This is a genomic window from Providencia rettgeri, assembly GCF_013702265.1.
Lineage (GTDB): Bacteria > Pseudomonadota > Gammaproteobacteria > Enterobacterales > Enterobacteriaceae > Providencia > Providencia zhijiangensis.
This window is the reverse complement of record NZ_CP059348.1, coordinates 2,644,937-2,669,423: the sequence shown is the minus strand read 5'-3', so window position 1 is coordinate 2,669,423 and position 24,487 is coordinate 2,644,937. Positions and strand designations below refer to the sequence as shown.

Below are 24,487 nucleotides of genomic sequence, written 5' to 3'. Positions count from 1 at the left end.
GCGGCATATAATATCTATCGTTGTTAAAAACAATGTTATTGGAAACTATGTTGTTGAAAACTATAACGTGCTCAGACGGGTAAAGTGGCATGAAGTCTGCTTTATATTTATTAAACTTGGAAACAGTGTTGCCAGCTAATGACTATCGAAAATAATACCGAACAAACTTCTATCACTGTAGGACAATTATTATCCCGAGCGCGTGAGCGTATGGGACTAACGCAAGAAACGGTTGCGGAGCGACTGTGTCTTAAAGTGAGTACGGTAAAGGAAATAGAACAAGATATTCATCCTACAGGCGTAGAGCCGACATTTTTACGTGGTTATATTCGTCTGTATGCACGAATGGTCGGAATTACTGAAAACGATATTGCCCCATTCTTAAAAAGTGATGTTCCCGCACAGTCTCCCAATGTTTCCCCAATGCAAAGCTACTCATTAGGCAAAAAGCGTAAAAAACGCGAAGGTTGGCTAATGAAATTGACGTGGCTGATCGTCATTGTGCTTATCGCGATGGTGGGTATTTGGTGGTGGCAAGACCATAATGCTCAACAGAAAGACCTATTAACCATGGCGAACCAAAATGAAGCGTTGGTTCAACAAAGTAATAGCGAACCCGTAAATAATATTGCAGTTGATATGCCACTTGTCACTGACAATAGCGCTGCGCAAACCGATCCGCTGGTTGATCCTGCACCTGTATTGACCGACACTCAACCAGCAACGAATACCGACGCAGAAGGTGTGAGAACGATCCCGCTGCCAAATGCGCCGCAAACAACGCCTTCCGTAGACAGAGCCCAAGCAGATGCTTCTCAAACAACGGATATGCCAGCCGCAACAGGTAATGGTTTAACGTTAAGTTTCTCGGGTCAATGCTGGTTAGAAATTCGTGACGCAAACAATAAAGTTTTATTTAGCGGCATGAAGAATGGCGGCGATAAATTAGAGCTTGATGGTGCACAACCTTATCGTTTAAACATTGGTGCACCAGCCAATGTGACTGTGCAATTCCAAGGTAAAGACGTTGATTTAAGCCGTTTCATCAAAGCAAAACGTTCTGCTAAATTTAAGTTGCCAGAAGCATAAAAAGATTACGAAATTAAAGAAGCAAACTATATCCTAAAACACTCTTTGTGATAGTTTATAGTTTGCTTTCTTGTGTATAGTGAGGCGCGTTAAAGCAATGACCATACACTATGCCATGATATTAAAGAGCGCCATGGTATTAAAATGAGCACATGGATGTTCGGAGAATTAAACAAAAATGCATAACGAATCACCAATCAAAAGACGCAAATCCACCCGTATTTATGTCGGTAATGTTCCTGTTGGCGACGGCGCACCAATCGCTGTTCAATCAATGACCAATACCCGTACAACCGATGTCGAAGCAACTGTTCGCCAAATTAAAGCCCTTGAACGTGTTGGGGTGGATATTGTGCGCGTATCAGTACCTACGATGGATGCCGCAGAAGCCTTTAAATTAATCAAACAGCAAGTTGATGTCCCTCTGGTCGCTGATATTCACTTTGACTACCGTATTGCCCTAAAAGTGGCGGAATACGGTGTTGATTGCCTGCGTATCAACCCGGGAAATATTGGTAGCGAAGAGCGAATTCGCCAAGTAGTTGATTGCGCTCGTCATTACAATATCCCTATTCGTATTGGTGTGAACGGCGGCTCGCTGGAAAAAGATATTCAAGAAAAATACGGTGAACCGACACCTGAAGCATTGGTTGAATCAGCCATGCGCCATGTGGACATTTTGGATAGATTGAACTTTGATCAATTTAAAGTCAGTGTGAAAGCCTCTGATGTATTCCTTGCAGTGGGCTCTTATCGTCTGCTAGCTCAAAAAATTGACCAACCACTTCATCTAGGTATTACTGAAGCGGGCGGTGCGCGCTCAGGTTCCGTGAAATCAGCTATCGGTTTAGGTATGCTGCTCTCTGAAGGTATCGGGGATACATTGCGTATTTCGCTTGCCGCGGATCCAGTAGAAGAAGTGAAAGTGGGCTTCGATATTCTGAAATCACTGCGTATTCGTTCCCGCGGTATTAACTTTATTGCTTGCCCAACATGCTCACGCCAAGAATTTGACGTGATTGGCACGGTGAACGCGTTAGAGCAACGACTTGAAGACATTATCACGCCAATGGATGTGTCTATCATCGGTTGTGTTGTGAATGGTCCTGGTGAAGCTGAAGTGTCTACATTGGGTGTCGCGGGTGCGAAAACCAAGAGTGGATTCTACGAAGATGGTATTCGTCAAAAAGAGCGCTTTGATAATGACAATATCATTGATCAGCTAGAAGCTAAAATTCGAGCCAAAGCGGCAATGCTAGACGAAAGCATGCGAATAAATGTTAATCAGATAGATAAATAATATTTAGAAACTGGCTCATCATGAGTCAGTTTTTTATTTATCACCGTGATTAGCAGTGTTAATCGCGGTCATTTTTTCTTAAAATTACGCCATAGCGACCAAAATCAACAGATAATTCCCGATTCCACTGTGGATTTGTAGTTTGTTGATTGAACCTGATGACATTTCGCTCTTATAATCGACCTTATGTAATTCTGAAAATAGAGAAATAAAGTGGGAAAAAATATCCAAGCCATCCGAGGCATGAATGACTACTTGCCAGCAGATACTCGAGTGTGGCAAAAAATCGAAGCAACATTGAAAAATATTTTACAGGGTTATGGTTTTAGCGAAATTCGTACCCCGATTGTAGAGCAGACCCCGTTATTTAAACGGGCGATTGGTGAAGTGACTGACGTTGTTGAAAAAGAGATGTATACCTTCAACGACCGTAATGAAGAGAGCCTCACACTGCGCCCAGAAAATACCGCAGGTTGCGTCCGTGCCGGTATTGAGCATGGTTTGCTGTACAATCAGGAACAGCGCTTATGGTATTTAGGGCCAATGTTCCGTTATGAGCGCCCACAGAAAGGCCGTTATCGCCAATTCCATCAGCTAGGTGCTGAAGTTTTTGGTCTGGCTGGCCCTGACATTGATGCGGAAGTGATCTTAATGACCGCGCGCTGGTGGCGTGCGCTTGGGATCAGCGAGCATGTCACGCTGGAGCTCAACTCAATTGGTTCACTAGAAGCGCGTGCAAATTATCGTGATGCGCTGGTCGCTTTCCTTGAGCAGCACAAAGATAAGCTGGATGAAGATTGCAAACGTCGTATGTATAGCAATCCTCTGCGCGTACTGGATTCTAAAAACCAAGATGTTCAAGCATTATTAAATGATGCGCCAGCGCTGTTTGACTATCTGGATGCGGAATCTCGCGAACACTTTGATGGTCTGTGCACATTATTAGATAACGCGGGCATTAAGTACCGCGTTAACCAACGCTTAGTGCGTGGTTTAGACTATTATAACCGCACTGTATTTGAGTGGGTGACAACTGCGCTAGGTTCTCAAGGTACGGTCTGTGCGGGTGGTCGTTATGATGGTCTGGTAGAACAATTGGGCGGTCGTGCAACACCTGCAGTTGGCTTTGCAATGGGTATGGAGCGTATGGTTCTGCTGGTTCAAGAAGTGAACCCAGAGTTCACCGCAGATACCTCCGTTGCTGATGTGTATCTGGCTTCTTTTGGTGAAAACAGCCAACAAGCTGCATTGTTAGTTGCAGAAAAAGTGCGTGATGAACTGCCAACTCTGCGTTTAATGACTAACCACGGCGGCGGTAACTTTAAGAAACAGCTCGCGCGTGCCGATAAGCAAGGGGCAAAAATTGCTCTGATCTTAGGCGAGGACGAAATCAATAATAGCCAAGTGACGTTGAAAGATTTACGTACTGGTGAGCAAGAAACTATTTCACAGCAACTAATGGCATCGCGTATCGCCACGCTGTTAGGTTAAGGAGAGACAAGTGGAAGTCTATACAAACGAACAAGATCAAGTTGAAGCGATCAAACGTTTTTTCGCTAACAACGGCGTTGCTTTAGTGGTTGGACTGGTTATTGGTGTCGGTGGTGTGTTTGGTTGGAACTATTGGCAATCACACAAGTCGAATGTGTTGCAAGAAAGTGCAGCAAAATACGAAGCCGTCAATACTCAGTTACGCTCAGGTTCAGCGGAAGGTATTCAAGCTGCACAAAAATTTGCAGCAGAAACTAACGACGTTTACAGTTCAATGACTGGGCTGGAACTGGCGCAAGTTTTTGCTGATAAAGGCGATTTAGCAGGTGCTGAGAAAGCACTGACTGACGCATTAGCGAAAGCAAAAACCGTTGATTTGCAAGATGTGATTAACCTGCGTTTAGCGCGTATCCAACTTGCACTCGGTAATGCAGATGCGGCAATCGCTTCTGTTGCTAAGATCCAAGGTAAGTCATGGCAAGCTACGGCACAGGATGTTCGTGGGGATGCTTTACTCCATAAGGGTGATAAATCCGGCGCTAAAGCTGCATACACTCAGGGGTTAGAAAGTGAAGGTTCTCAATCACTCAGAGGTATTTTGACTCTGAAATTGAACAACGTATCTAATTCATAAGAAGAAAGGAAACGACACACTATGCAGTTGCGCAAAACTCTTTTGGTAGGCCTGGTTGCTTCAGCTTTACTTGCCGGTTGTTCCAGCGAAACTGATTCTATTGTGATGGCGCCATTACCACAGGTTGAGAATCAATTTACACCTTCTATTGTTTGGGATAAATCCGTCGGTAATGGTGTTGAGCAGTTCTATTCTGAACTTTCTCCTGTGTGGGATGGTTCAGCAATTTACGCTGCAGATCGTAAAGGCTTAGTTAAAGCGCTAGAACTTGATAGCGGTAAAGAACTGTGGTCTGTCGATTTATCAAAACGTACTGGTTTTCTTTCTGCCAATTTATCTGCGTTACTGTCTGGTGGCTTGACCATTTCTGATGACAAAATTTTCATCGGTACTGAGCGTGGTACAGTTATTGCGCTAAATAAAGAAAATGGTGAAGTATTGTGGGATGTGGAAGTGGCAGGCGAAGCCTTGTCCAAGCCTGTCGTGAGTGGCGACATGGTGGTTATCCATACGAGCAATGGTCAATTACAAGCACTGGATACAGCGACAGGCGCGATTAAGTGGACAGTGAATATGGATACGCCATCACTGTCATTACGCGGTGAGTCTGCGCCTGCGGTTGCATTCGGTGCGGCTATCGTTGGTGGTGATAACGGTCGAGTGAGTGCAGTCCTGCTGTCTCAAGGTCAATTGATTTGGCAACAACGTATCTCTTTAGTCACCAGCTCAACAGAAATTGGTCGTCTGAACGATGTAGATATGACGCCTGTGATTGATGATGGCAAAGTGTACGCGATTGCTTATAACGGCACATTAGCGGCGCTGGACATGCGTTCTGGCCAAATGTTATGGAAGCGTGATTTAGGCTCCATCAATGATATGGTGCTATCGGGCGATACCCTGTATTTAGTTGACCAAACCGACCGTGTGCTAGCTGTTCGTAAGAGCGACGGCGTGACATTATGGACTCAAGATCAGTTACTGAACCGTGGATTATCTGCACCAGAAGTCTATAACGGCTATATTGTTGTAGGTGACAAAGAAGGTTATCTGCACTGGTTAGATACCAGCACAGGTGGCTTTGTGGCTCAAAATAAACTGAACAGTTCAGGGATCCACAGTCGCCCAGTGATTGCGAGTGATAAACTGATGGTTCAGACAAGAAACGGAACAGTTTACCTGTTAACACGTTAATTTTCTGACAAGCAGACAATTTATCGATAAAATAAACGGTTCCTGAATACAGGGGCCGTTTCGTTTTTTTGTTTTCTGAGTTTAGCCTCAGAATTCTATTAGTTAATTAAAGTTGTGAGGCACTGAAGAATGATACCCGTCGTAGCGCTGGTTGGGCGTCCAAACGTAGGAAAATCCACGTTATTTAACCGATTAACCCGTACCCGTGACGCACTTGTAGCGGACTTTCCCGGTCTGACCCGTGATCGTAAATATGGTCGTGCAGAAGTTGAAGGGCACGAATTTATTATTATCGACACTGGTGGTATCGATGGTACAGAAGAGGGCGTAGAAACCCATATGGCGGCTCAGTCGCTTCAAGCGATTGAAGAAGCGGACGTTGTTCTCTTCATGGTAGATGCAAGAGCAGGTTTAATGCCCGCTGATGAAGGCATCGCTAAGCACTTACGTAGCCGCAAGAAAAAAACGTATTTAGTTGCCAACAAAACGGATGGTATTGATGCCAATATTGTTGTTGGTGATTTCTATTCACTGGGTCTTGGGGAAATTTACCCTATTGCTGCTTCTCATGGTCGCGGTGTCACTCAGTTAATTGAGCACTCTTTAAAACCTTTTATTGAGGTTGAAGACGAAGAAGTCGAGCTCACTGATGAAGAAGCTAACGCGGCCTACTGGGCTGAGATGGAAGCGGAAGGTGAGTTCCCAGAAGACGAAGAAGATGATTTCGACCCAAGCACGTTACCTATCAAACTGGCTATCGTAGGGCGCCCAAATGTGGGCAAATCCACCCTGACTAACCGTATTCTTGGTGAAGACCGCGTGGTCGTCTTTGATATGCCGGGCACCACCCGTGACAGTATTTATATCCCAATGGAGCGTGATGAGCGTGAATATATTCTCATCGATACCGCTGGGGTGCGTAAGCGCGGTAAAGTGACTGAAACTGTAGAAAAATTCTCAGTTATCAAAACTCTACAAGCAATCGAAGATGCTAACGTCGTCTTACTGGTTATCGATGCTCGCGAAGGTATCTCTGACCAAGATTTATCGTTACTAGGATTCATTTTGAACGCAGGCCGTTCATTAGTTATTGCAGTGAATAAATGGGATGGCATGAAGCCGGAAGATCGCGAGCATGTCAAAGATATGCTGGAACTGCGTCTTGGCTTTGTGGATTTTGCCCGTATTCACTTTATCTCTGCACTGCATGGTAGCGGTGTAGGTAACTTGTTTGAATCTGTACAAGAAGCGTATGAGTCCGCGACTCGTCGTGTTGGTACAGCGCTGTTAACGCGCATTATGAAAATGGCGGAAGATGAACATCAGCCACCATTGATCCGTGGTCGCCGTGTGAAGATGAAATATGCACATGCGGGGGGGCATAACCCACCAATCGTTGTGATCCACGGTAACCAAGTTTCTGATTTACCAGATAGCTATAAACGTTATTTAATGAACTATTTCCGTCGTTCATTAAATGTGATGGGAACACCAATTCGTATTCTGTTTAAAGAGGGTGAAAACCCTTATGCGGATAAGAAAAATAAACTGACGCCAACCCAATTACGTAAACGTAAACGTCTGATGCAGCACTTGAAAAAACGTTAATCGCCAACTGTTAGCGCGATAAACAGACTAAAGCCGTAACCCGATTAGGTTGTTACGGCTTTTTACTATTATTTGTTAGCTCGCCACAGCCCTAAAATTTAAGTTGTTTTAATGACTGAGGAAAACCATGGAAATCAATTCAACCACACGCCTGAATAAATACATTAGCGAGAGCGGTATCTGCTCTAGACGTGAGGCTGATCGTTATATTGAGCAAGGCAATGTGTTCATTAACGGTAAACGCGCAGGCATTGGCGACCAAGTTTCTGCTGGAGACGTGGTGAAGGTCAATGGGCAGTTAATTGAGCCACGCAACGAAGAAGATTTAGTCTTGATAGCGTTGAACAAACCTGTTGGGATTGTCAGTACCACCGAAAGCGGCGAAAAAGATAATATTGTGGATTATGTCAACCATAGTACCCGCATTTTCCCGATTGGCCGCTTAGATAAAGATTCTCAAGGTTTGATCTTCCTGACGAACCACGGCGACTTAGTGAATAAAATCTTACGTGCAGGTAATGATCACGAAAAAGAGTACATCGTCACAGTGAACAAGCCAGTGACCGATGAATTCATTCGTGGCATGGGCGCGGGAGTGCCAATTCTCGGTACCATGACGAAGAAATGTAAAGTCAAAAAAGAGGCGCCGTTTGTTTTCCGTATTACACTGGTTCAAGGTTTAAACCGTCAAATTCGTCGTATGACTGAACATTTTGGTTACGAAGTCACGAAATTAGAACGCGTGCGGATCATGAATGTGAGGCTCACGGGCATTCCTGTGGGAGAGTGGCGCGACTTAACCGATGATGAGCTTATCGAGCTGTTTAATTTGATTGAAAAATCAGAGTCCGATGTTAAACCTAAAAAAGCGGCGAAACCTCAAGCACGTAGCGGTAGCGGGAAAACAACGGGAAAACAAGGCGCGGGTAGCCAAAAGCCGAAAGCAAATGCGGAACCGCCGAAAAAGAAATTTACCCAGCCAGGACGTAAAAAGAAAAAACGTTAATTGGGTAAATGACGAAATAAAAGATATTGAAGTGAGAAAAGGCTGAGGATGAGTTACCAAAAACTCGTGTGTACTTGGCCTTTTTTATTATGATTTTAGATCAACGATTTAGATAAAAGTCAGCCTCTCTGTGGGCCGACAATGGTGTGAAAATCACAAATTGCACTTCATTTTTATTGGACTTGTAACCCAACATCTAGCCAGCTTTGGCGTGTTGCCAATTCAATTTGATCACCAAACAGTTTTTTCGCTGAACGAATTGTTGCTTGTGCAAATTCAATAAATGTCGCAGTATTCGAGACGCTTGGATCCGATACCGCTGCAACCCAGATTTTCCCTGCTATTTCCCACGAATAACCACCTAATTTTGTTGCCAGTAAATAGAAGGCTTTGTTTGGAATACCTGAGTTAATATGCACACCGCCATTATCAACATAGCGAGGTAAATCGCGATATTGGTCCATATGTCCCACTTGTGGGTCATTATTTGATTTAGTGAAATAGTAAGCGGTACCAGGCTCTTTCATTGAGCGTAATGCCGGCCCCTTTCTCTTATCAATGAATAAATTCTCACCCAGCAACCAGTTAGATTGTGTCGCAGTTTGTTTTAGAACATATTGTTTCGCCATGATGCCTAAAACGTCAGCCACCGATTCATTTAACGCACCAGATTGATCGACATAGTCAAAATCAGCTTGTGAACTAATGTATCCATGAGCAAGTTCATGAGCGATTATGTCAATATCGTTGTAGAACGGGCCAAAAACAGTTCCATCACCATCCCCAAAGAAAATAGCTTGAGAATTCCAAAATGCATTGGAGTAGTTTTTGTCATAATGGATAACCGCATTGATATCAGCATCACAACCAAACATTTGGTCAATATTGAGTTTCTCCTTGAGGAATGAACGGATCAGTCCAATAGCTGCGAACACACGATGTGCCGGTACAGTCGGCGCCACCTTATCCTCTTCTCGCATAATAACGGCGAAATCATTATGTGCCATATGCTCATCAGCTGGCATCTCTTCGCGACGGCAAATAGGTAAGCTGGAGTGGTTGTGAGTGTAATTTTCTACACGTTGTTGGGCATCACGGATCACTCGGTTGTAGGTACCACCGGTGATATTACAAGCGTTAGCCAATAATTGACGTTGATAGCTCGCATCTTCTTCAGTGTAAGTGCGGCTCATAATATCATTGATATGAAATAGGGTTGATTTCAAATCATTGCATTGGCTTTCTTGATAGAAGTGAGAGATTAAGCTAGGTGATAATAGTGAACGACCAAGTATCTGATTCATTTATAACTCCATTTTGTTTAACGAAATGGAATCATAAACGGTTGTGATTTTATTGTAACTACATGATAATTAAGTAATTAAATCAATACCTGCTAATTTTTATTATGAAAATCAGCAGATAGAAATCTGATTAATTACAAAAGTTTGTATTATTTATTGTGTGTGAGCCAATCTTTACCGGTGATCAAAAAATCGGTATACAGTTTAGCTTCTGGGCTACCCGCTTCTGGGTGATAGTCATATTCCCAACGTACTAATGGTGGCATAGACATCAAAATAGACTCTGTGCGCCCACCGCTTTGCAAGCCAAATAGTGTGCCTCTATCCCAGACAAGGTTAAATTCCACATAGCGTCCACGACGATAAAGCTGGAATTGGCGTTCTCGTTCACCCCATGGGATCTCTCGACGTTTTTCGACAATAGGTACATAGGCTTGTAAAAAGCCATTGCCGACATCCTGAGTGAATGCAAAGCAAGACTCAAAGTCCCATTGGTTGAGGTCATCGTAGAATAATCCGCCGATGCCACGGGGCTCATTGCGATGTTTTAAGAAGAAATAGTCATCGCACCACTGCTTGAATTTAGGGTAAACCTCTGTTCCATAAGGGGTGCAAAGTTCATTGGCGACGGTATGCCAATGGACTGCATCCTCTTCAAATCCATAATAGGGGGTTAAATCGAAACCACCACCAAACCACCATACAGGATCGGCACCTTCTTTTTCAGCAATGAAAAAGCGCACATTGGCATGTGTAGTCGGTATATAAGGGTTGAGAGGGTGGATAACTAATGAAACGCCCATGGCTTGGTAGCTACGTCCTGCTAATTCCGGGCGATGTGCTGTCGCTGAAGCGGGCATTTTTTCACCTTTAATATGTGAAAAATTCACGCCGGCTTGTTCAAAAAGTGCACCTTGGGTTAAGACTCGGCTGCGTCCACCGCCACCTTCAGTGCGTTCCCAAGTTTGTTCAAGGAAGGTTTCTTTGCCATCTAATTCTGTGATTTTCTGGCAGATGGTATCTTGCAAGCTTTGCAAATAGGCTTTCACGCGTTCAATATCTGGGTAATTCATTGTTTTTTAATAAAACCGTCGGGAGAAATAAATTGGGTAAAGTATACCCCGTTGAGGTAAAAAAGGCATATTGATTATTGATTGTGTATCAAAAGCAGTGATAATGGCAGACAGTTTAGCTCAAACGGACAAGATGATGGAAATACGCATATTTCGCCAAAATGATTATGAAGAAGTGCTTACATTGTGGGAACGTTGCCAATTGAATGAAATTTCAGGTGATCCTGAATTAGATATTGAGCGTAAACTACAATGCGGCGCCGATCTTTTCCTTGTCGCCGAGGTATCGGGTGAAGTGGTCGGAACCATTATGGGGGGCTACGATGGAATTCGTGGTACCGCTGTGTATTTAGCCGTTCATCCTGAATTTCGTGGGCGCGGTATTGCTAATGCGTTAGTGAGTCGTTTAGAGAAAAAATTGATAGCCCGTGGTTGTGGCAGAATTGAATTGTTGGTCAGCGAAGAGTCTGACTCGGCAATCTGCATGTTTGAAAAAATGTTATATGAAGAAGAGCAAGCTGAGCGTTTGATCTATTCGAAAAGATTGACTCACGAAGTGGATTTCTAAACTACCAGTGATTATTTTCTTGAAGGTTTAGCAAATAGCGTGAATCTTTTATGAAATGAACGGTCTCAGTATGCATTATATGACCCGCTAAAGAGGATGATATGTCCCAAAACGCATTCGTAACCTTATTTAAAGGTTCTCTACTCGGTGGCGCGGTGATGCTATCGGGTTGTGCTGGTAAAAGCCTATTCTCACCATCCACATGGTTTCATAGCCCTCTGATGATTTCAGAAGCCGGCGTGGGGGCAATCACAAGTTTGACCCCAATGGATCGTGATGTGATTAACAATCAACTGGATGACCGCTATGCAGTACGTGGTGGTATGCAGCTTGAAAATGGTGAAATGGTTTCTGTGTTTCAAGCTATGAAAGATTTAGACGTTGAAGTCGAAGTCTTTGGCCCTGAAAAAGGCACGGTATCTCGTATTGTCGTGAATGATCCTGATATGCTCACTGAATGGGATACCCAAATTGGTACTGAGTTTAGTGACATTTACCAGAAGGCTTACGGCTCATGCTCCTTAGGGGAAGCGGTTGATAATGTGCCGACGGTACTGTGTGTTGCACCGCAAAGTAGCAAAGTGGTTTATAAATTTAGCGGGAAATGGCAAGGTCCAGAGAATTTAATGCCTGCGGATGAAGTGTTGAAAACATGGAAAGTGTCGCAAATTATTTGGCATAAATAAGTTACTTAGCTAAGATTTTGGACGAAAGGCCGTAAGTTATTCGATTTAATAGGCAATAACTTACGGTTCTAATCTACTGATAATATTCCTATTTATCCTTTTCTCTCGTCAGACCCTTCTGATATTTTCTAGACTGACCAACTCTTGCGTTAAAACAAGGTGAAAATCATTATTAATGCGATAAACTAATTTAAAGTATAGGTTTGTGTAATTTATTCATTCTAAGGGGTTTATGCATGTCTCATTCCCAAAGTGGTATTTTGAAGGAACATAGTCGTTTTGGTATTTTTATTGAAGCCATGGTGACCGGATCGCTCGAAGAGGTGAAATCAGGGTGCAAGATTTTTGTTGATGAATTAACCAAACTACAAGCAAAATTCCCTGATGATCGTCTTGGTGCCGTGATTGCATTTGGTTCAGATGTTTGGAAGCAGCTCGGACACTCCGCCGTTTCACCAGAATTAAAGCCATTTCGTACGCTCGGCAAAGGGCTAGCGCCGGCAACTCAGCGCGATATGTTTATTCATATTCAGTCATTACGTCATGACATTAACTTTTCTCTGGCGCAAGCCGCGCTAAAAGCATTTGGTTCATCCATTGAAGTGGTTGAAGAAATTCATGGTTTCCGTTGGGTTGAAGATAGAGATTTAAGCGGTTTCATTGATGGTACAGAAAACCCTCAAGGCGAAGAAATTGCTGAAGTGACGTTGATTAATCAAGGCGATGACATTGGTGGCAGCTATGTCATGGTACAGCGCTATGAGCATGACCTAAAAAAATGGTCTCGTTTCTCTGAACATGAACAAGAGAAAATGATTGGTCGTACTAAACACGATAGCGTTGAATTAGACGAAGATGCACGTAATAAAACTTCTCACGTTTCTCGCGTAGTGATTGAAGAAGAGGGGGAAGAACTCTCTGTTATGCGCCATAGCTTGCCATACGGCACGGCAAGCGGTAAACACGGTTTATTCTTTATTGCCTACTGCGCAACGATCCATAATATTGAACAGCAATTACTGAGCATGTTTGGTGAAACTGACGGTAAATACGATGATCTGCTGCGCATGACTAAAGCCGTTTCTGGCAGCTATTACTACGCGCCATCAATTGAAAGATTATTATCTCTATAATCTTATCGTGACAATTCAAGCTGTCGCGGATAGCGGCAGCTTGAATGAACCTTCCTCATTGTATTAACTTCTTCAATTCCCTCTGAATTTTATGGCTTATTGCTATAACCTCTTTGTTATTCCAACTTGATATATCAAAAGATGATTGATAACTACAAAGTTATAACCAAAACATATACATTGTTTTTTAGATTATGTTTGGGTTTAGTCACAAGTAGGGATCATATGAAAAAATCAATTTTTAAAAATACAGGCTTAGCGAGTTTGGCGATGTTCTCGTTAATGAGTAGCGCATCCCTATCCGCGACGGAATTACTGAATAGTTCCTATGATATTTCAAGAGAGCTATTTTCGGCATTAAACCCTGAATTTGAAAAACAGTGGGCGCAGGAAAATCCTAATGATCCACTGACCATCAAGCAGTCTCACGCGGGGTCATCAAAGCAAGCGCTGGCCATTTTGCAAGGATTAAAAGCGGATGTGGTGACGTTTAACCAAGTGACCGATGTGCAAATTCTTCATGATAAAGGGCAACTAATCCCGGCGGATTGGCAAGCGCGTTTGCCGAATAACAGCTCACCTTATTATTCGACAATGGCGTTTTTAGTTCGTAAGGGCAATCCGAAAGGCATTAAAACGTGGGATGACCTCGCTCGTAGTGATGTGAAACTGGTATTCCCAAACCCCAAAACGTCGGGAAATGGTCGCTATACTTATCTAGCAGCATGGGGAGCGTTTAACCAAGAAAATGGGAAAGATAGCCCCAAAACACGCGAAAAAATGCAGCAATTCCTGAAAAACGTTGAAGTGTTTGATACGGGCGGTCGCGGTGCAACAACCTCATTTATCGAGCGAGGTTTAGGGGATGTTTTAATTAGCTTTGAGTCTGAAGTGAATAACATCCGTAGCCAATACGGCGAATCAGACTACGAAGTGATCGTGCCTCCAATCGATATTTTGGCGGAATTCCCAGTCGCGTGGATTGACAAAAATGTGCAAAAAAATGGCACAGAAAAAGCGGCAAAAGCCTACTTGAATTACCTCTATACCCCAGAGGCGCAAAATATTATTACTCGCTTTAATTACCGTGTGAATGACAAGCAGGTAATGGAAGCGAATAAAAGCAAATTCCCGTCAACTCAGCTATTTACAGTGGAATCACAATTTGGCAATTGGAACAATGTGATGAATAACCACTTTTCTACGGGAGGGGAATTTGATCAACTTATGGAACAAGGTCGTCGTTAATGCGTAAATCAGGAAAGCGGTTTTTACCCGGTTTCGGACTGACGTTAGGCAGCAGCTTGTTTTTCGTCTGTTTGATTTTGTTATTGCCTTTAAGCGCTCTTGTGGTGCAGCTTTCCGATATGACATGGCAGCAGTATTGGGCTGTGATCAGTTACCCTCAAGTGGTTGCTGCTTATAAAGTAACCTTATTGGCGGCTCTGGTCGCAAGCCTGTTTAATGCGGTTTTTGGTATGTTGCTGGCATGGATTTTAACGCGCTATCGCTTTCCTGGACGTTTGTTCTTAGATGGGTTGGTGGATTTACCTTTTGCACTTCCTACCGCGGTAGCGGGACTGACACTCGCGACCTTATTTGCCACATCAGGCTGGTATGGGCAGTATCTGCATCAGTTCGATATCAAAGTGGTGAATACATGGTTAGGTATCGCCGTCGCGATGGCCTTTACCAGCATTCCGTTTGTGGTCAGAACGGTTCAGCCTGTACTGGAGGAGTTAGGGCCTGAATACGAAGAAGCGGCACAAACACTAGGCGCAACACGCTGGCAAACGTTCCGCCGCGTTGTGTTACCTGAAGTTTCTCCTGCGCTGATTGCAGGAACCGTTTTATCTTTTACACGCAGTCTTGGTGAATTTGGGGCGATTATTTTTATCGCCGGAAACATTGCGTGGCAAACAGAGGTGGTCTCCTTAATGATTTTCAGCCAATTGCAGCAGTTTGATTATCCTGCCGCCAGTGCGATTGCATCGGTAATTTTGGCGGTGTCATTGCTTCTTTTATTCACAGTGAATGTGATCCAAAGCCGCTTTGGTAAACGCTTAGGAGGGCATTAATGGGGCAAGTCACACCATTTCCAGTCACTCAACGCCGAAATATCAATTGGGGAAAATGGGCTCTTATTGGAATTGGGCTGTTTTTCTCAGTATTGCTGCTGGTGGTGCCAATTATCTGGATTTTTATTACTGCATTTGAGAAGGGGTTGGGTGAAGTCCTCGTCAACTTAAGTAACCCAGATATGCTCCATGCTATCGGGTTAACAATTCTTATCGCCTTGATCACAGTACCTGTTAACTTGGTTTTTGGCGTGATGCTGGCATGGTTGGTGACGCGTTTTCAGTTTCCGGGGCGCCAGCTGTTATTGACCTTAGTTGATATTCCTTTTGCGGTTTCGCCTGTCGTGGCGGGGTTACTCTATTTACTCTTTTACGGTTCGAATAGCTGGTTTGGCGGTTGGTTAGAAGGCTTTGATATTCAGGTGATGTTTTCATGGCCGGGTATGGCGTTAGTGACTATTTTTGTGACATGCCCATTTGTCGTTAGAGAGTTAGTGCCATTGATGTTAAGTCAGGGAAGCCAAGAGGATGAAGCTGCAACATTATTGGGTGCATCGGGTTGGAAAATGTTCTGGCGAGTGACACTGCCTAACATTCGCTGGGCGCTGCTTTATGGCGTGGTATTAACCAATGCGCGTGCAATTGGCGAGTTTGGCGCGGTGTCTGTGGTATCTGGCGCTATTCGTGGTGAAACTTACACATTGCCTCTGCAAGTTGAGTTGCTTCATCAAGACTACAATACGGTAGGCGCGTTCACGGCTGCGGCTATCTTAGCGTTATTAGCGATTATTACCTTGATTGTGAAAAGTGCTTTGCAATGGCATTTAAGCCGACAGCAAACTGAGTCAGGAGTCCATTAATTATGAGTATCGAAATTAATCATGTTGGCAAATTGTTTGGTAAAACGTCAGTGCTGAACAATATCTCATTGGATATCGGCTCAGGGGAAATGGTGGCATTATTGGGGCCATCTGGCTCGGGGAAAACTACCTTGTTGCGTATCATTGCGGGGCTAGAGCAGCAAAGCCACGGTTCGTTACGTTTCCATGGTCAGGATGTGAGCCAAGTACATGCAAAAGATAGGCATGTTGGTTTCGTGTTCCAGCATTATGCGCTGTTTCGCCATATGACGGTGTTTGAGAATGTGGCATTTGGTTTGACTGTATTACCTCGAAAACAGCGACCTTCAAAAGCGGCGATTAAGCAAAAAGCAATGGCGCTGCTTGAGATGGTGCAATTAGCCCATTTGGCTGAGCGTTTTCCTTCTCAGCTTTCTGGGGGGCAAAAACAGCGGGTAGCATTGGCGAGAGCGTTAGCGGTAGAGCCACAAATTTTGCTGTTAGACGAACCGTTTGGCGCGCTAGATGCACAGGTGCGTATTGAGTTACGTCGTTGGTTGCGTCAACTTCATGAAGAGTTGAAATTTACCAGTGTCTTTGTGACTCACGACCAAGAGGAAGCGATGGAAGTCGCAGATCGCATTGTCGTGATGAGCCAAGGGCATATCGAACAAGTTGGCACCCCTAATGAAATTTGGCAATCACCGGAAACCCGTTTTGTGCTTGAATTCATGGGGGAGGTTAACAAAATCCCTGGGCAGATCCGCGGTTCACAGCTGCAGATAGCGAACTTTACCTTCCCACTCGCTCAGGTGAGCGCTCAGCAAGGGGAGGTCGATGTGTTTATTCGTCCTTGGGATATTCGCTTGCAGAAAGAAATGGATGAGAAGCACCAATTGCCAGTAAGGATCATTGAATCAGGCCCCCGAGGGCACTTTTGGCAATTAACGGTGCAACCTTTAGGTTGGGGTGAGGAAACCTTGTCCGTGGTATGGCAGGATGCGCGTACTGTTCCTACAAGGGGAGAAAATTACTATCTTGGCAGCCAACAAACACAAATTTATCAGGGTAAAGACCCATTATTTTTCCCCTCTCTCGCTAAAAGCGCGTAGATTAATAAGGGATGATTGATTTTAGAATTAATTGTTAATTATATTATCAATCAATAAAAAATTATTATAAGGAAAAACACAGTGTCAACGTTGGAACAGTTTATTGGTCATACGCCGTTGGTTCGCTTGCAAAGGCTAACGGAAGGTCTAGAGGCGGAAATCTGGGTAAAACTTGAAGGAAATAACCCTGCCGGCTCAGTAAAAGATAGAGCGGCATTTTCGATGATCAACGAAGCGGAAAAACGCGGGGAGATCAAACCGGGAGATACGCTTATTGAAGCCACCAGTGGCAATACAGGGATCGCGTTAGCGATGATTGCCGCGGTGAAAGGCTACAAATTGAAGCTGTTAATGCCAGATAACATGAGCCAAGAGCGTAAAGCGTCTATGCAAGCTTATGGCGCAGAACTTATTTTAGTGAGTACGACAGTAGGAATGGAAGGGGCGAGAGACTTAGCTCAAGAGATGGCTAAGCGAGGCGAAGGGAAGGTTTTAGACCAATTTAATAACCCTGATAATCCGTTAGCCCATTTTAAAACCACAGGGCCCGAGATCTGGCAACAAACCGCAGGTCGAATTACCCATTTTGTGTCCAGTATGGGGACGACAGGCACCATCACTGGCGTAAGTCGTTACTTAAAGAGCCAATCACAAGATGTGGAAATTGTGGGCTTACAACCCGCTGAAAAGAGCCAAATCCCAGGTATTCGTCGTTGGTCTCCTGAATATTTACCAGGGATTTTTGACAGCAAATTAGTGGATACTGTGCTCGATATTAATCAGCAAGAAGCCGAAGACACGATGCGCGCTTTAGCAAAACGTGAAGGTATTTTTTGTGGTGTGAGTTCAGGCGGTGCAGTTGCAGGTGCGTTGCGAGTGGCAAAAGAGAACCCTCATGCGGTGATTGTGGCGATTATTTGTGATCGTGGTGACCGCTATTTGTCGACAGGCGTTTTTGATAAGTAAACGTTTTTTGATAAATAACCGTTTAGAAAAGATAACCCAACAAAAAACCACCAGGGCAAAAATGTCGCTGGTGGTTTGTTATTAAGCGGTTTTTGAAGGTTTAGCGCAATTATTTCTTAATACGCATAATGACTGTTTCACCGACAGTCACGGTACCGCTTAATTTATTCAGTTCTTTAATTTCATCCATATTGGAAATAACAACCGGTGTTAAGGTTGATTTGGCTTTTTCTTCTAACAGGGCTAAGTCAAACTCAATGACAACGTCGCCTTTTTTCACTGATTGGCCTTCTTCAGCGATACGTTTAAAACCTTCGCCTTTGAGTTCAACAGTATCAATACCGAAGTGAACAAACAGTTCGATACCATCATCAGATTCAATAGAAAATGCATGGTTAGTTTCAAAAATTTTACCGATAGTACCATCAACAGGGGAGACAATTTTGTTTCCGGTAGGTTTGATAGCAATACCATCACCAACAATTTTTTCTGCGAACACAACGTCTGGTACATCTTCAATATTGACTATCTCGCCTGATAATGGCGCGATAATTTCAATATTGCCACTGCTACTCTTGTCTTCCGAAACTAGTGATTTCAGTTTGTCAAACAGACCCATGGACCTTCTCCTAATCGTTTTATATGGGACCGAACTAATGTGCTGCTGTTAGCATAACGTTTTTTCTTGGATAAAGGTATCGACAAGTTTCATCAATTCATCGGCTGTTGGTTGAGCAAGTGCCTGTTCCGCTAGCGCTTGAGTATCCGCAAAATTCGCATTACGAATGAGCTTTTTGATACGAGGAATTGAGATTGCGCTCATACTAAATTCGTCCAGCCCCATGCCTAACAGCAATAAGGTCGCACGTTCATCACCTGCTAATTCACCACACATACCCGTCCATTTACCTTCCGCGTGAGAAGCGTCAATCACTTGTTTAATCAAGTTCAAGACGGCTGGAGACATCGGATTATAAAGGTGTGAAATCAGCTCATTACCACGGTCAACCGCTAAAGTGTATTGAGTGAGATCATTCGTCCCAATACTAAAGAAATCAACTTCCTTCGCCAAATGATGCGCAATGACTGCGGCAGCGGGTGTTTCCACCATAATACCGACTTCAATCGCCTCATCAAAGGCTTTGCCTTCTTCTCGTAGCTGCTCTTTAAGCATCTCAAGTTCTGCTTTCAGTTCTCGAACTTCTTCGACAGAAATAACCATCGGGAACATGATACGCAGTTTACCAAATTTAGACGCCCTTAAAATAGCTCTTAATTGAGAGTGTAGAATTTCTTTGCGGTCAAGACAAATACGAATTGCACGCCAGCCAAGGAATGGGTTCTCTTCCTTAGGTAAGTTCATGTATGGTAAGTCTTTATCGCCACCAATATCCATTGTGCGTACAATCACGGCTTGGCTGCCCATGGCTTCTGCTACAGCTTTATACGCTTGGAATTGCTCTTCTTCTGTTGGCAGAGCGTCTCTGTCCATAAATAAGAATTCAGTGCGGTATAGACCTACGCCCTCTGCACCATTACGCTCAGCACCCGCGACATCACGCACAGTACCGATGTTTGCACAGACTTCAACTTGATGACCGTCTAAGGTCATTGCCGGTAAATCTTTTAATTTCGCCAGCTCTTCTTTTTCTTGCAGGTATTCATTTCTGAAGGCTTTCAGCTTATCAATTTCGCTTTCAGATGGGTTGAGGTAAATGGTGTTGTTCACGCCATCTAACACAATAAAATCACCGCTTTTCACTTTGCTGGTCGCGTCGGTGGTACCGACAATCGCAGGAATTTCCAGTGAACGAGCCATGATAGAGGTATGGGAAGTACGACCACCGAGGTCAGTGATAAAACCTAATACTTTGTCTAAGTTTAACTGAGCGGTTTCGGATGGGGTCAAATCTGGGGCGACTAGAATAACTTCTTCGGTTATTGCGCTTAAATCCACAATCGGCATATTCAGAATATTTCTAAGCAGGCGTTTACCAATATCACGTACATCAGCGGCACGCTCTTTCAGGTATTCGTCATCTAATGCTTCTAATGCTTGTGCTTGGTCTTCAATGACTGAATAAACTGCCGCATCTGCAGTTTTTTTATCGCCTTTGATGAGAGATACAATTTCTTGCTCTAATTCTTCATCTTCCAGCAGCATGATATGACCTTCAAAAATCTCAGCTTTTTCCGCACCAAGATTTTTTTCTGCTTTATCTTTGATAAGGCTAAGCTGCTCAGCTGATTTGTTACGTCCATCAATGAAGTTTTGGATCTCTTTATCAACTTGCTCGTCAGTGATTTTACGGGTGCTGACAACAATAGGATCTTCTTTGAGGATGAGAGCCTGACCAAAAGCAAAACCTGGGGATACTAAAATTCCTGAAATCATAATATTACCTTACTACTGATAGGAGATTTGATGTTGCAGAGACAACAGTAGATATAAGTGATTAAGCAGGTGTCCCCGAATAATCTATTCAGGGACAGGGAATTATTACGTTAAAACAAGATGGCAAAGTGAAGATTTATTCTAATTCGCCCATCAGTTTAACTAAAAATTCAACTGCTTGTTGCTCATCTTCACCTTCAGCAGAAATGGTGACTACGGTGCCTTGGGTTAAACCTAATGTTTGTAGTTTGAACAGGCTTTTTGCGCTAGCTGATTTGCCGCCTGAACTCAGAGTAATATCTGAAGTAAATGCTTTTGCTTCTTTAACGAATTGAGCCGCAGGACGAGTATGTAAACCGTTAGGTGCTGTAATAGTAACTTCTTGCTGGAACATAATATTTCCTCAGTGATTTTAAGTTTTTTATGATGACACAGCCTATTGTAGATGAAATATGCTGAGCATGCGTATAATTTAGATTATCAACGATTCATTTGGTTTTCTACTTTGTTTGGTATCAACCAAATTATCATTTATTTAGCTTAAATTTCACACGACGCTTTTAGTGAGTATTTCGCCATTCAATCAGTGAGTGGCTAAAAAATGATTAATTTCGAGGTGTGAAATAATTACTATGTTTAATACTAAATGCCGGATAATAAATCATCCCAATCCGTGCTAATCTATGATCTCACCCACAAAAAAAGCACCTAATTGGTGCTTTTTTAACGTAATGTTAACCTAACTATCATTATTCGGCATTAATATCCGCAAACAGTGCGGTGGATAAGTAACGCTCACCTGAAGACGGTAAAATGACTACAATATTTTTGTCTCTATATTCAGGTAGTGCCGCAAGTTTAGCAGCTGCTGCAATGGCTGCTCCGGATGAAATACCGGCTAAAATGCCTTCTTTTTCCATTAGCTCACGAGCGGTTGAAATCGCTTCGTCATCGGTAATTTGTAGGACTTTGTCAATAATAGAAAGGTCTAAGTTGCCAGGGATAAAACCAGCACCGATACCTTGGATTTTATGAGGTCCCGGCTTAATTTCTTCACCTGCAAGAGCTTGAGTGATCACTGGCGAAGTTGCGGGTTCAACGGCAACCATCACCACGTCTTTTTTCCCTTTTGTCTGCTTTAAATAGCGGCCAATACCTGTGATTGTCCCGCCAGTTCCAACGCCAGAAACAACGACATCTACGTTGCCATCGGTATCATTCCAAATCTCAGGCCCAGTCGTTTTCTCGTGAATAGCTGGGTTGGCTGGGTTACTAAACTGCTGTAATAGCAGATATTTACTTGGGTTGCTGTTGACGATTTCTTCCGCTTTAGCAATGGCGCCTTTCATACCTTTGGCGCCTTCAGTCAGGATTAAATTAGCACCGAGGGCTTTTAGAAGTTTACGGCGTTCTACGCTCATGGTTTCTGGCATGGTTAGCGTTAGTTTATAACCGCGAGCCGCAGCCACGTAGGCGAGGGCAATACCTGTATTTCCGCTTGTTGGTTCAACCAGTTCTTTATCTTTTGTCAGGATGCCTTTTTTCTCAGCATCCCAAATCATGTTCGCGCCCACACGGCATTTCACACTGAAGCTTGGGTTACGAGATTCCACTTTTGCCAAAATATTACCGTTGCCAAAATGCTGTAAACGCACTAATGGGGTATTTCCAATGGTCAACGAATTATCTTCATAAATTTTGCTCATGGGACATCCTTAAAATTAACGGTTAGCCAAGAATTAGGTGTGTTTTCAAAATTGAATATGAATTCAACATACTCGAACATCTGATTATTGCAAATATGATTTAACGCTAGAATATAACCGTGGGTTATTTAAAGTCACGTTATTATAACTAAGATGAAAAGTCTGGTATTGGGCTGGATTGAGAGCAGAAGCCGTTGAGAAGGATATGCAGATAGGTACCTGCATATCCCTAGAAAGTGTTAATTTCGAGAAGGACTAATAGCGCGCGTAACGAGCGCGATAACGATCAACCCACATTAAGGTTGCGCCACAAACCGCAACGGGCATGATGACTAAGTTTAAAATTGGGATCATCATTAATAAGCTGACTGCACCACCAAATTGAATATTATTCACTCGATCTTTTGAGAGTGCTTGTTTCATGTCGTTGAACCCAACGCGATGGTTATCAAATGGGTAATCGCAATATTGAATAGACATCATCCAAGCGCCGAATAGGAACCATAAAACGGGCGCAACAGTTTGCCCAATACCTGGAATGAAGAACAGCACCAATAACACGATGGCTCGCGGCAAATAGTAAGCAATTCGCACAAATTCTCGTTTAATCATGCGTGGTACATCTTTTAGTAATTCTGCCATACCCGTATCTGGAGCGGGCTTACCGGTTAGTTCTGCTTCTAAATGCTCTGATAGCCAGCCGTTAAACGGTGCAGCGATGATATTGGCAATCGTGCTAAAAAAATAGCTAAAAACCAGTAAGATAGAAATGACGGCGACAGGCCAAATCAGATAGTCAAGCCATTGTAGCCAGCTAGGAATGTAGCTCATAACCTGATCAATCCATCCACCAAGCTTACTGTATAACCACCAAAAAGCGCCCCCAAGAAGCAGAATGTTTGCTAGTAGGGGTAAAAGAACAAAGCGCTTAATGCCAGGACGAGTGATTAGTCGCCACCCTTGTGAAAAGTAATAAAAACCAGAGTGATTTTTTTGTGGCGAAAATGTCGATTGGGTCATACTTCTTATTATCTCCTTTGCGGGTGAGCATGTATCATATAGGTATGAAATTACACTGACTAGTGATAATTTTGTATAAAAAAGCAGCAAACGAAGGCGGGATATTCTCTTTCTTGTAAGAAAATCGTTCTGAGGGTTGCACTTAGAGCAATTGAGAAATAATCTTAAGGTAGTTTCCGCCGTGATGGCATCATTATTCATCAACTAGAGATAGCAGCGATGCAGGATTTGCGTCTAATATTAGTGGTCGTAGGTGCGATAGCCATTGTCGCTTTATTACTGCATGGTTTATGGACCAGCCGTAAAGAGCGCTCTAAGTTATTTCGCGACAGACCTGTAAAACGTAGAAAGAATGACACGCAGGAAAATTCATCAGAATATGATGATTCTGCTCTGTTTACTGAAAATCAACCGGTACAAAAAGCCGCTGTTGAAGATCAGCCTATCTATATGGTGAAAGAGGAGCCGCGCGCTGAGCCTGTCTCTCAACCCCATACAATTCAACGTGACGCTGAGCCTGAGTTTAATTTAACTGCGGAGCACTCACCACAACCTGCTTCAAAGCCAGTTAAACCAACAGCTTCTGAGCCTGTGTTTGCTCCACATGTTGATAATCGCCATGCCCCTGAGCAATTGACGATTAATATGGTGGATGAAGCTGATTTACAAGAACATGTTTCAGAACCTGTACGCATTCATACAGAGCCAAAGATTCATGTTTCTGCACAGCCAGAGTCTGTACCACAAGTCTCTGCTCATCAAGAAGCAGTACAACCTGTGGCTCAGCCCCATACCGAGGTAGAGCACGAAGCACCTAGTGCACCGGCAGAAAAAGCGGCAGTTGCAAACGAAAAGGAAATTGTTCTGGTACTGCATGTTGCCGCGCATCATGGGCAGGTTCTTGAAGGTGAAGCATTACTACAAAGTATTCTTCAGGCTGGCTTCCAATTCGGTGCCATGAATATCTTCCACCGTCACGTTCATCCGGCGGGATCGGGGCCAGTATTGTTTAGTTTGGCAAATATGGTGAAACCGGGGTCATTTGACCCAGAAGCCATGTCTGATTTCACCACGCCGGGTGTCTCTATCTTTATGATGGTGCCGTCTTATGGTGAAGCTAGCCAGAACTTTAAATTAATGCTCCAAGCGGCACAACGTATTGCATCAGATGCAGGTGGTGTTGTGTTGGATGATGAACGAAAAATACTGACACCTCAAAAAATAGAGGTGTATCATGCTAGAATTCGAAATACATTAAGTTAATTAAAACCCCCGATTCAGGGGG

At 43.5% G+C, this 24,487-nt stretch carries 23 protein-coding genes; 16 read left to right on the top strand and 7 right to left on the bottom strand.

Features of this window, described 5'->3' with window-relative positions:
• Positions 1–138 precede the first annotated feature (138 nt).
• From rodZ to rluF, 7 genes are all read left to right on the top strand, one after another.
• On the top strand, positions 139–1,089 hold the full coding sequence (gene rodZ, locus H0913_RS12245; RefSeq protein WP_154602678.1) for a cytoskeleton protein RodZ: 951 nt from the start codon (positions 139–141) through the stop codon (positions 1,087–1,089).
• 178 nt (positions 1,090–1,267) lie between these two features.
• Positions 1,268–2,389 (top strand): flavodoxin-dependent (E)-4-hydroxy-3-methylbut-2-enyl-diphosphate synthase, encoded by a 1,122-nt coding sequence (gene ispG, locus H0913_RS12240; protein WP_036949502.1) that lies wholly within the window; start codon positions 1,268–1,270, stop codon positions 2,387–2,389.
• 213 nt (positions 2,390–2,602) lie between these two features.
• Positions 2,603–3,880: a histidine--tRNA ligase gene (gene hisS, locus H0913_RS12235; RefSeq protein ID WP_181477333.1), complete on the top strand. Its 1,278-nt coding sequence runs from the start codon at positions 2,603–2,605 to the stop codon at positions 3,878–3,880.
• A 10-nt stretch (positions 3,881–3,890) separates the two neighbouring features.
• Complete coding sequence (locus H0913_RS12230) at positions 3,891–4,514, top strand: YfgM family protein (RefSeq protein ID WP_181477332.1); 624 nt, start codon at positions 3,891–3,893, stop codon at positions 4,512–4,514.
• Between the two features lie 21 nt (positions 4,515–4,535).
• Complete coding sequence (gene bamB / locus H0913_RS12225) at positions 4,536–5,708, top strand: outer membrane protein assembly factor BamB (protein WP_154602679.1); 1,173 nt, start codon at positions 4,536–4,538, stop codon at positions 5,706–5,708.
• Between the two features lie 129 nt (positions 5,709–5,837).
• The gene (gene der / locus H0913_RS12220) at positions 5,838–7,316 is read left to right on the top strand and encodes a ribosome biogenesis GTPase Der (RefSeq protein WP_181477331.1); all 1,479 of its coding nucleotides are present in this window, start codon (positions 5,838–5,840) and stop codon (positions 7,314–7,316) included.
• 127 nt (positions 7,317–7,443) lie between these two features.
• Complete coding sequence (rluF, locus tag H0913_RS12215; RefSeq protein ID WP_154602681.1) at positions 7,444–8,322, top strand: 23S rRNA pseudouridine(2604) synthase RluF; 879 nt, start codon at positions 7,444–7,446, stop codon at positions 8,320–8,322.
• A 173-nt stretch (positions 8,323–8,495) separates the two neighbouring features.
• Here the strand turns inward: rluF and H0913_RS12210 are convergent, their stop codons facing one another.
• Positions 8,496–9,626, bottom strand: coding sequence for a M4 family metallopeptidase (locus tag H0913_RS12210; protein ID WP_154602682.1), 1,131 nt, complete (start codon positions 9,624–9,626; stop codon positions 8,496–8,498).
• A 149-nt stretch (positions 9,627–9,775) separates the two neighbouring features.
• Positions 9,776–10,699, bottom strand: a complete 924-nt coding sequence (gene hemF, locus H0913_RS12205; protein ID WP_181477330.1) for an oxygen-dependent coproporphyrinogen oxidase — start codon at positions 10,697–10,699, stop codon at positions 9,776–9,778.
• Between the two features lie 136 nt (positions 10,700–10,835).
• Here hemF and H0913_RS12200 point away from each other — a divergent pair, with 136 nt between their 5' ends.
• The 8 genes from H0913_RS12200 (at position 10,836) to cysM (ending at position 18,081) form a co-directional block, all read left to right on the top strand.
• The gene (locus tag H0913_RS12200) at positions 10,836–11,267 is read left to right on the top strand and encodes a GNAT family acetyltransferase (RefSeq protein WP_154602716.1); all 432 of its coding nucleotides are present in this window, start codon (positions 10,836–10,838) and stop codon (positions 11,265–11,267) included.
• A gap of 101 nt (positions 11,268–11,368) precedes the next feature.
• Positions 11,369–11,953 (top strand): RpoE-regulated lipoprotein, encoded by a 585-nt coding sequence (locus H0913_RS12195; protein ID WP_181477329.1) that lies wholly within the window; start codon positions 11,369–11,371, stop codon positions 11,951–11,953.
• A 236-nt stretch (positions 11,954–12,189) separates the two neighbouring features.
• On the top strand, positions 12,190–13,086 hold the full coding sequence (locus tag H0913_RS12190; protein WP_036949519.1) for a Dyp-type peroxidase: 897 nt from the start codon (positions 12,190–12,192) through the stop codon (positions 13,084–13,086).
• 225 nt (positions 13,087–13,311) lie between these two features.
• On the top strand, positions 13,312–14,334 hold the full coding sequence (gene cysP, locus H0913_RS12185; protein ID WP_181477328.1) for a thiosulfate ABC transporter substrate-binding protein CysP: 1,023 nt from the start codon (positions 13,312–13,314) through the stop codon (positions 14,332–14,334).
• On the top strand, positions 14,334–15,164 hold the full coding sequence (gene cysT, locus H0913_RS12180) for a sulfate/thiosulfate ABC transporter permease CysT (protein ID WP_036949525.1): 831 nt from the start codon (positions 14,334–14,336) through the stop codon (positions 15,162–15,164). Before cysP ends, cysT begins: the two co-directional genes overlap by 1 nt.
• Positions 15,164–16,024 carry a sulfate/thiosulfate ABC transporter permease CysW gene (gene cysW, locus H0913_RS12175; RefSeq protein ID WP_036949527.1) on the top strand — a complete coding sequence of 287 codons (861 nt, stop codon included), beginning with the start codon at positions 15,164–15,166 and terminating at the stop codon, positions 16,022–16,024. The genes cysT and cysW overlap by 1 nt, the downstream gene beginning before the upstream one ends.
• A 2-nt stretch (positions 16,025–16,026) precedes the next feature.
• Positions 16,027–17,115, top strand: coding sequence for a sulfate/thiosulfate ABC transporter ATP-binding protein CysA (gene cysA / locus H0913_RS12170; RefSeq protein WP_154639234.1), 1,089 nt, complete (start codon positions 16,027–16,029; stop codon positions 17,113–17,115).
• Positions 17,116–17,196: 81 nt separating this feature from the next.
• The gene (gene cysM, locus H0913_RS12165) at positions 17,197–18,081 is read left to right on the top strand and encodes a cysteine synthase CysM (RefSeq protein WP_181477327.1); all 885 of its coding nucleotides are present in this window, start codon (positions 17,197–17,199) and stop codon (positions 18,079–18,081) included.
• 109 nt (positions 18,082–18,190) lie between these two features.
• Here cysM and crr read toward each other — a convergent pair whose 3' ends face one another.
• From crr to cysZ, 5 genes are all read right to left on the bottom strand, one after another.
• Positions 18,191–18,700, bottom strand: coding sequence for a PTS glucose transporter subunit IIA (gene crr, locus H0913_RS12160; protein ID WP_154602688.1), 510 nt, complete (start codon positions 18,698–18,700; stop codon positions 18,191–18,193).
• Between the two features lie 48 nt (positions 18,701–18,748).
• Complete coding sequence (gene ptsI, locus H0913_RS12155; RefSeq protein ID WP_154602689.1) at positions 18,749–20,476, bottom strand: phosphoenolpyruvate-protein phosphotransferase PtsI; 1,728 nt, start codon at positions 20,474–20,476, stop codon at positions 18,749–18,751.
• A gap of 136 nt (positions 20,477–20,612) precedes the next feature.
• Positions 20,613–20,870 (bottom strand): phosphocarrier protein Hpr, encoded by a 258-nt coding sequence (gene ptsH, locus H0913_RS12150; RefSeq protein ID WP_006658608.1) that lies wholly within the window; start codon positions 20,868–20,870, stop codon positions 20,613–20,615.
• Between the two features lie 355 nt (positions 20,871–21,225).
• On the bottom strand, positions 21,226–22,182 hold the full coding sequence (gene cysK / locus H0913_RS12145) for a cysteine synthase A (RefSeq protein WP_154639235.1): 957 nt from the start codon (positions 22,180–22,182) through the stop codon (positions 21,226–21,228).
• A 255-nt stretch (positions 22,183–22,437) separates the two neighbouring features.
• Positions 22,438–23,202 carry a sulfate transporter CysZ gene (gene cysZ, locus H0913_RS12140; protein ID WP_154639236.1) on the bottom strand — a complete coding sequence of 255 codons (765 nt, stop codon included), beginning with the start codon at positions 23,200–23,202 and terminating at the stop codon, positions 22,438–22,440.
• 219 nt (positions 23,203–23,421) lie between these two features.
• Between cysZ and zipA the strand changes: the two genes are divergently transcribed.
• Complete coding sequence (gene zipA, locus H0913_RS12135; RefSeq protein ID WP_154639237.1) at positions 23,422–24,465, top strand: cell division protein ZipA; 1,044 nt, start codon at positions 23,422–23,424, stop codon at positions 24,463–24,465.
• Positions 24,466–24,487 lie beyond the last annotated feature (22 nt).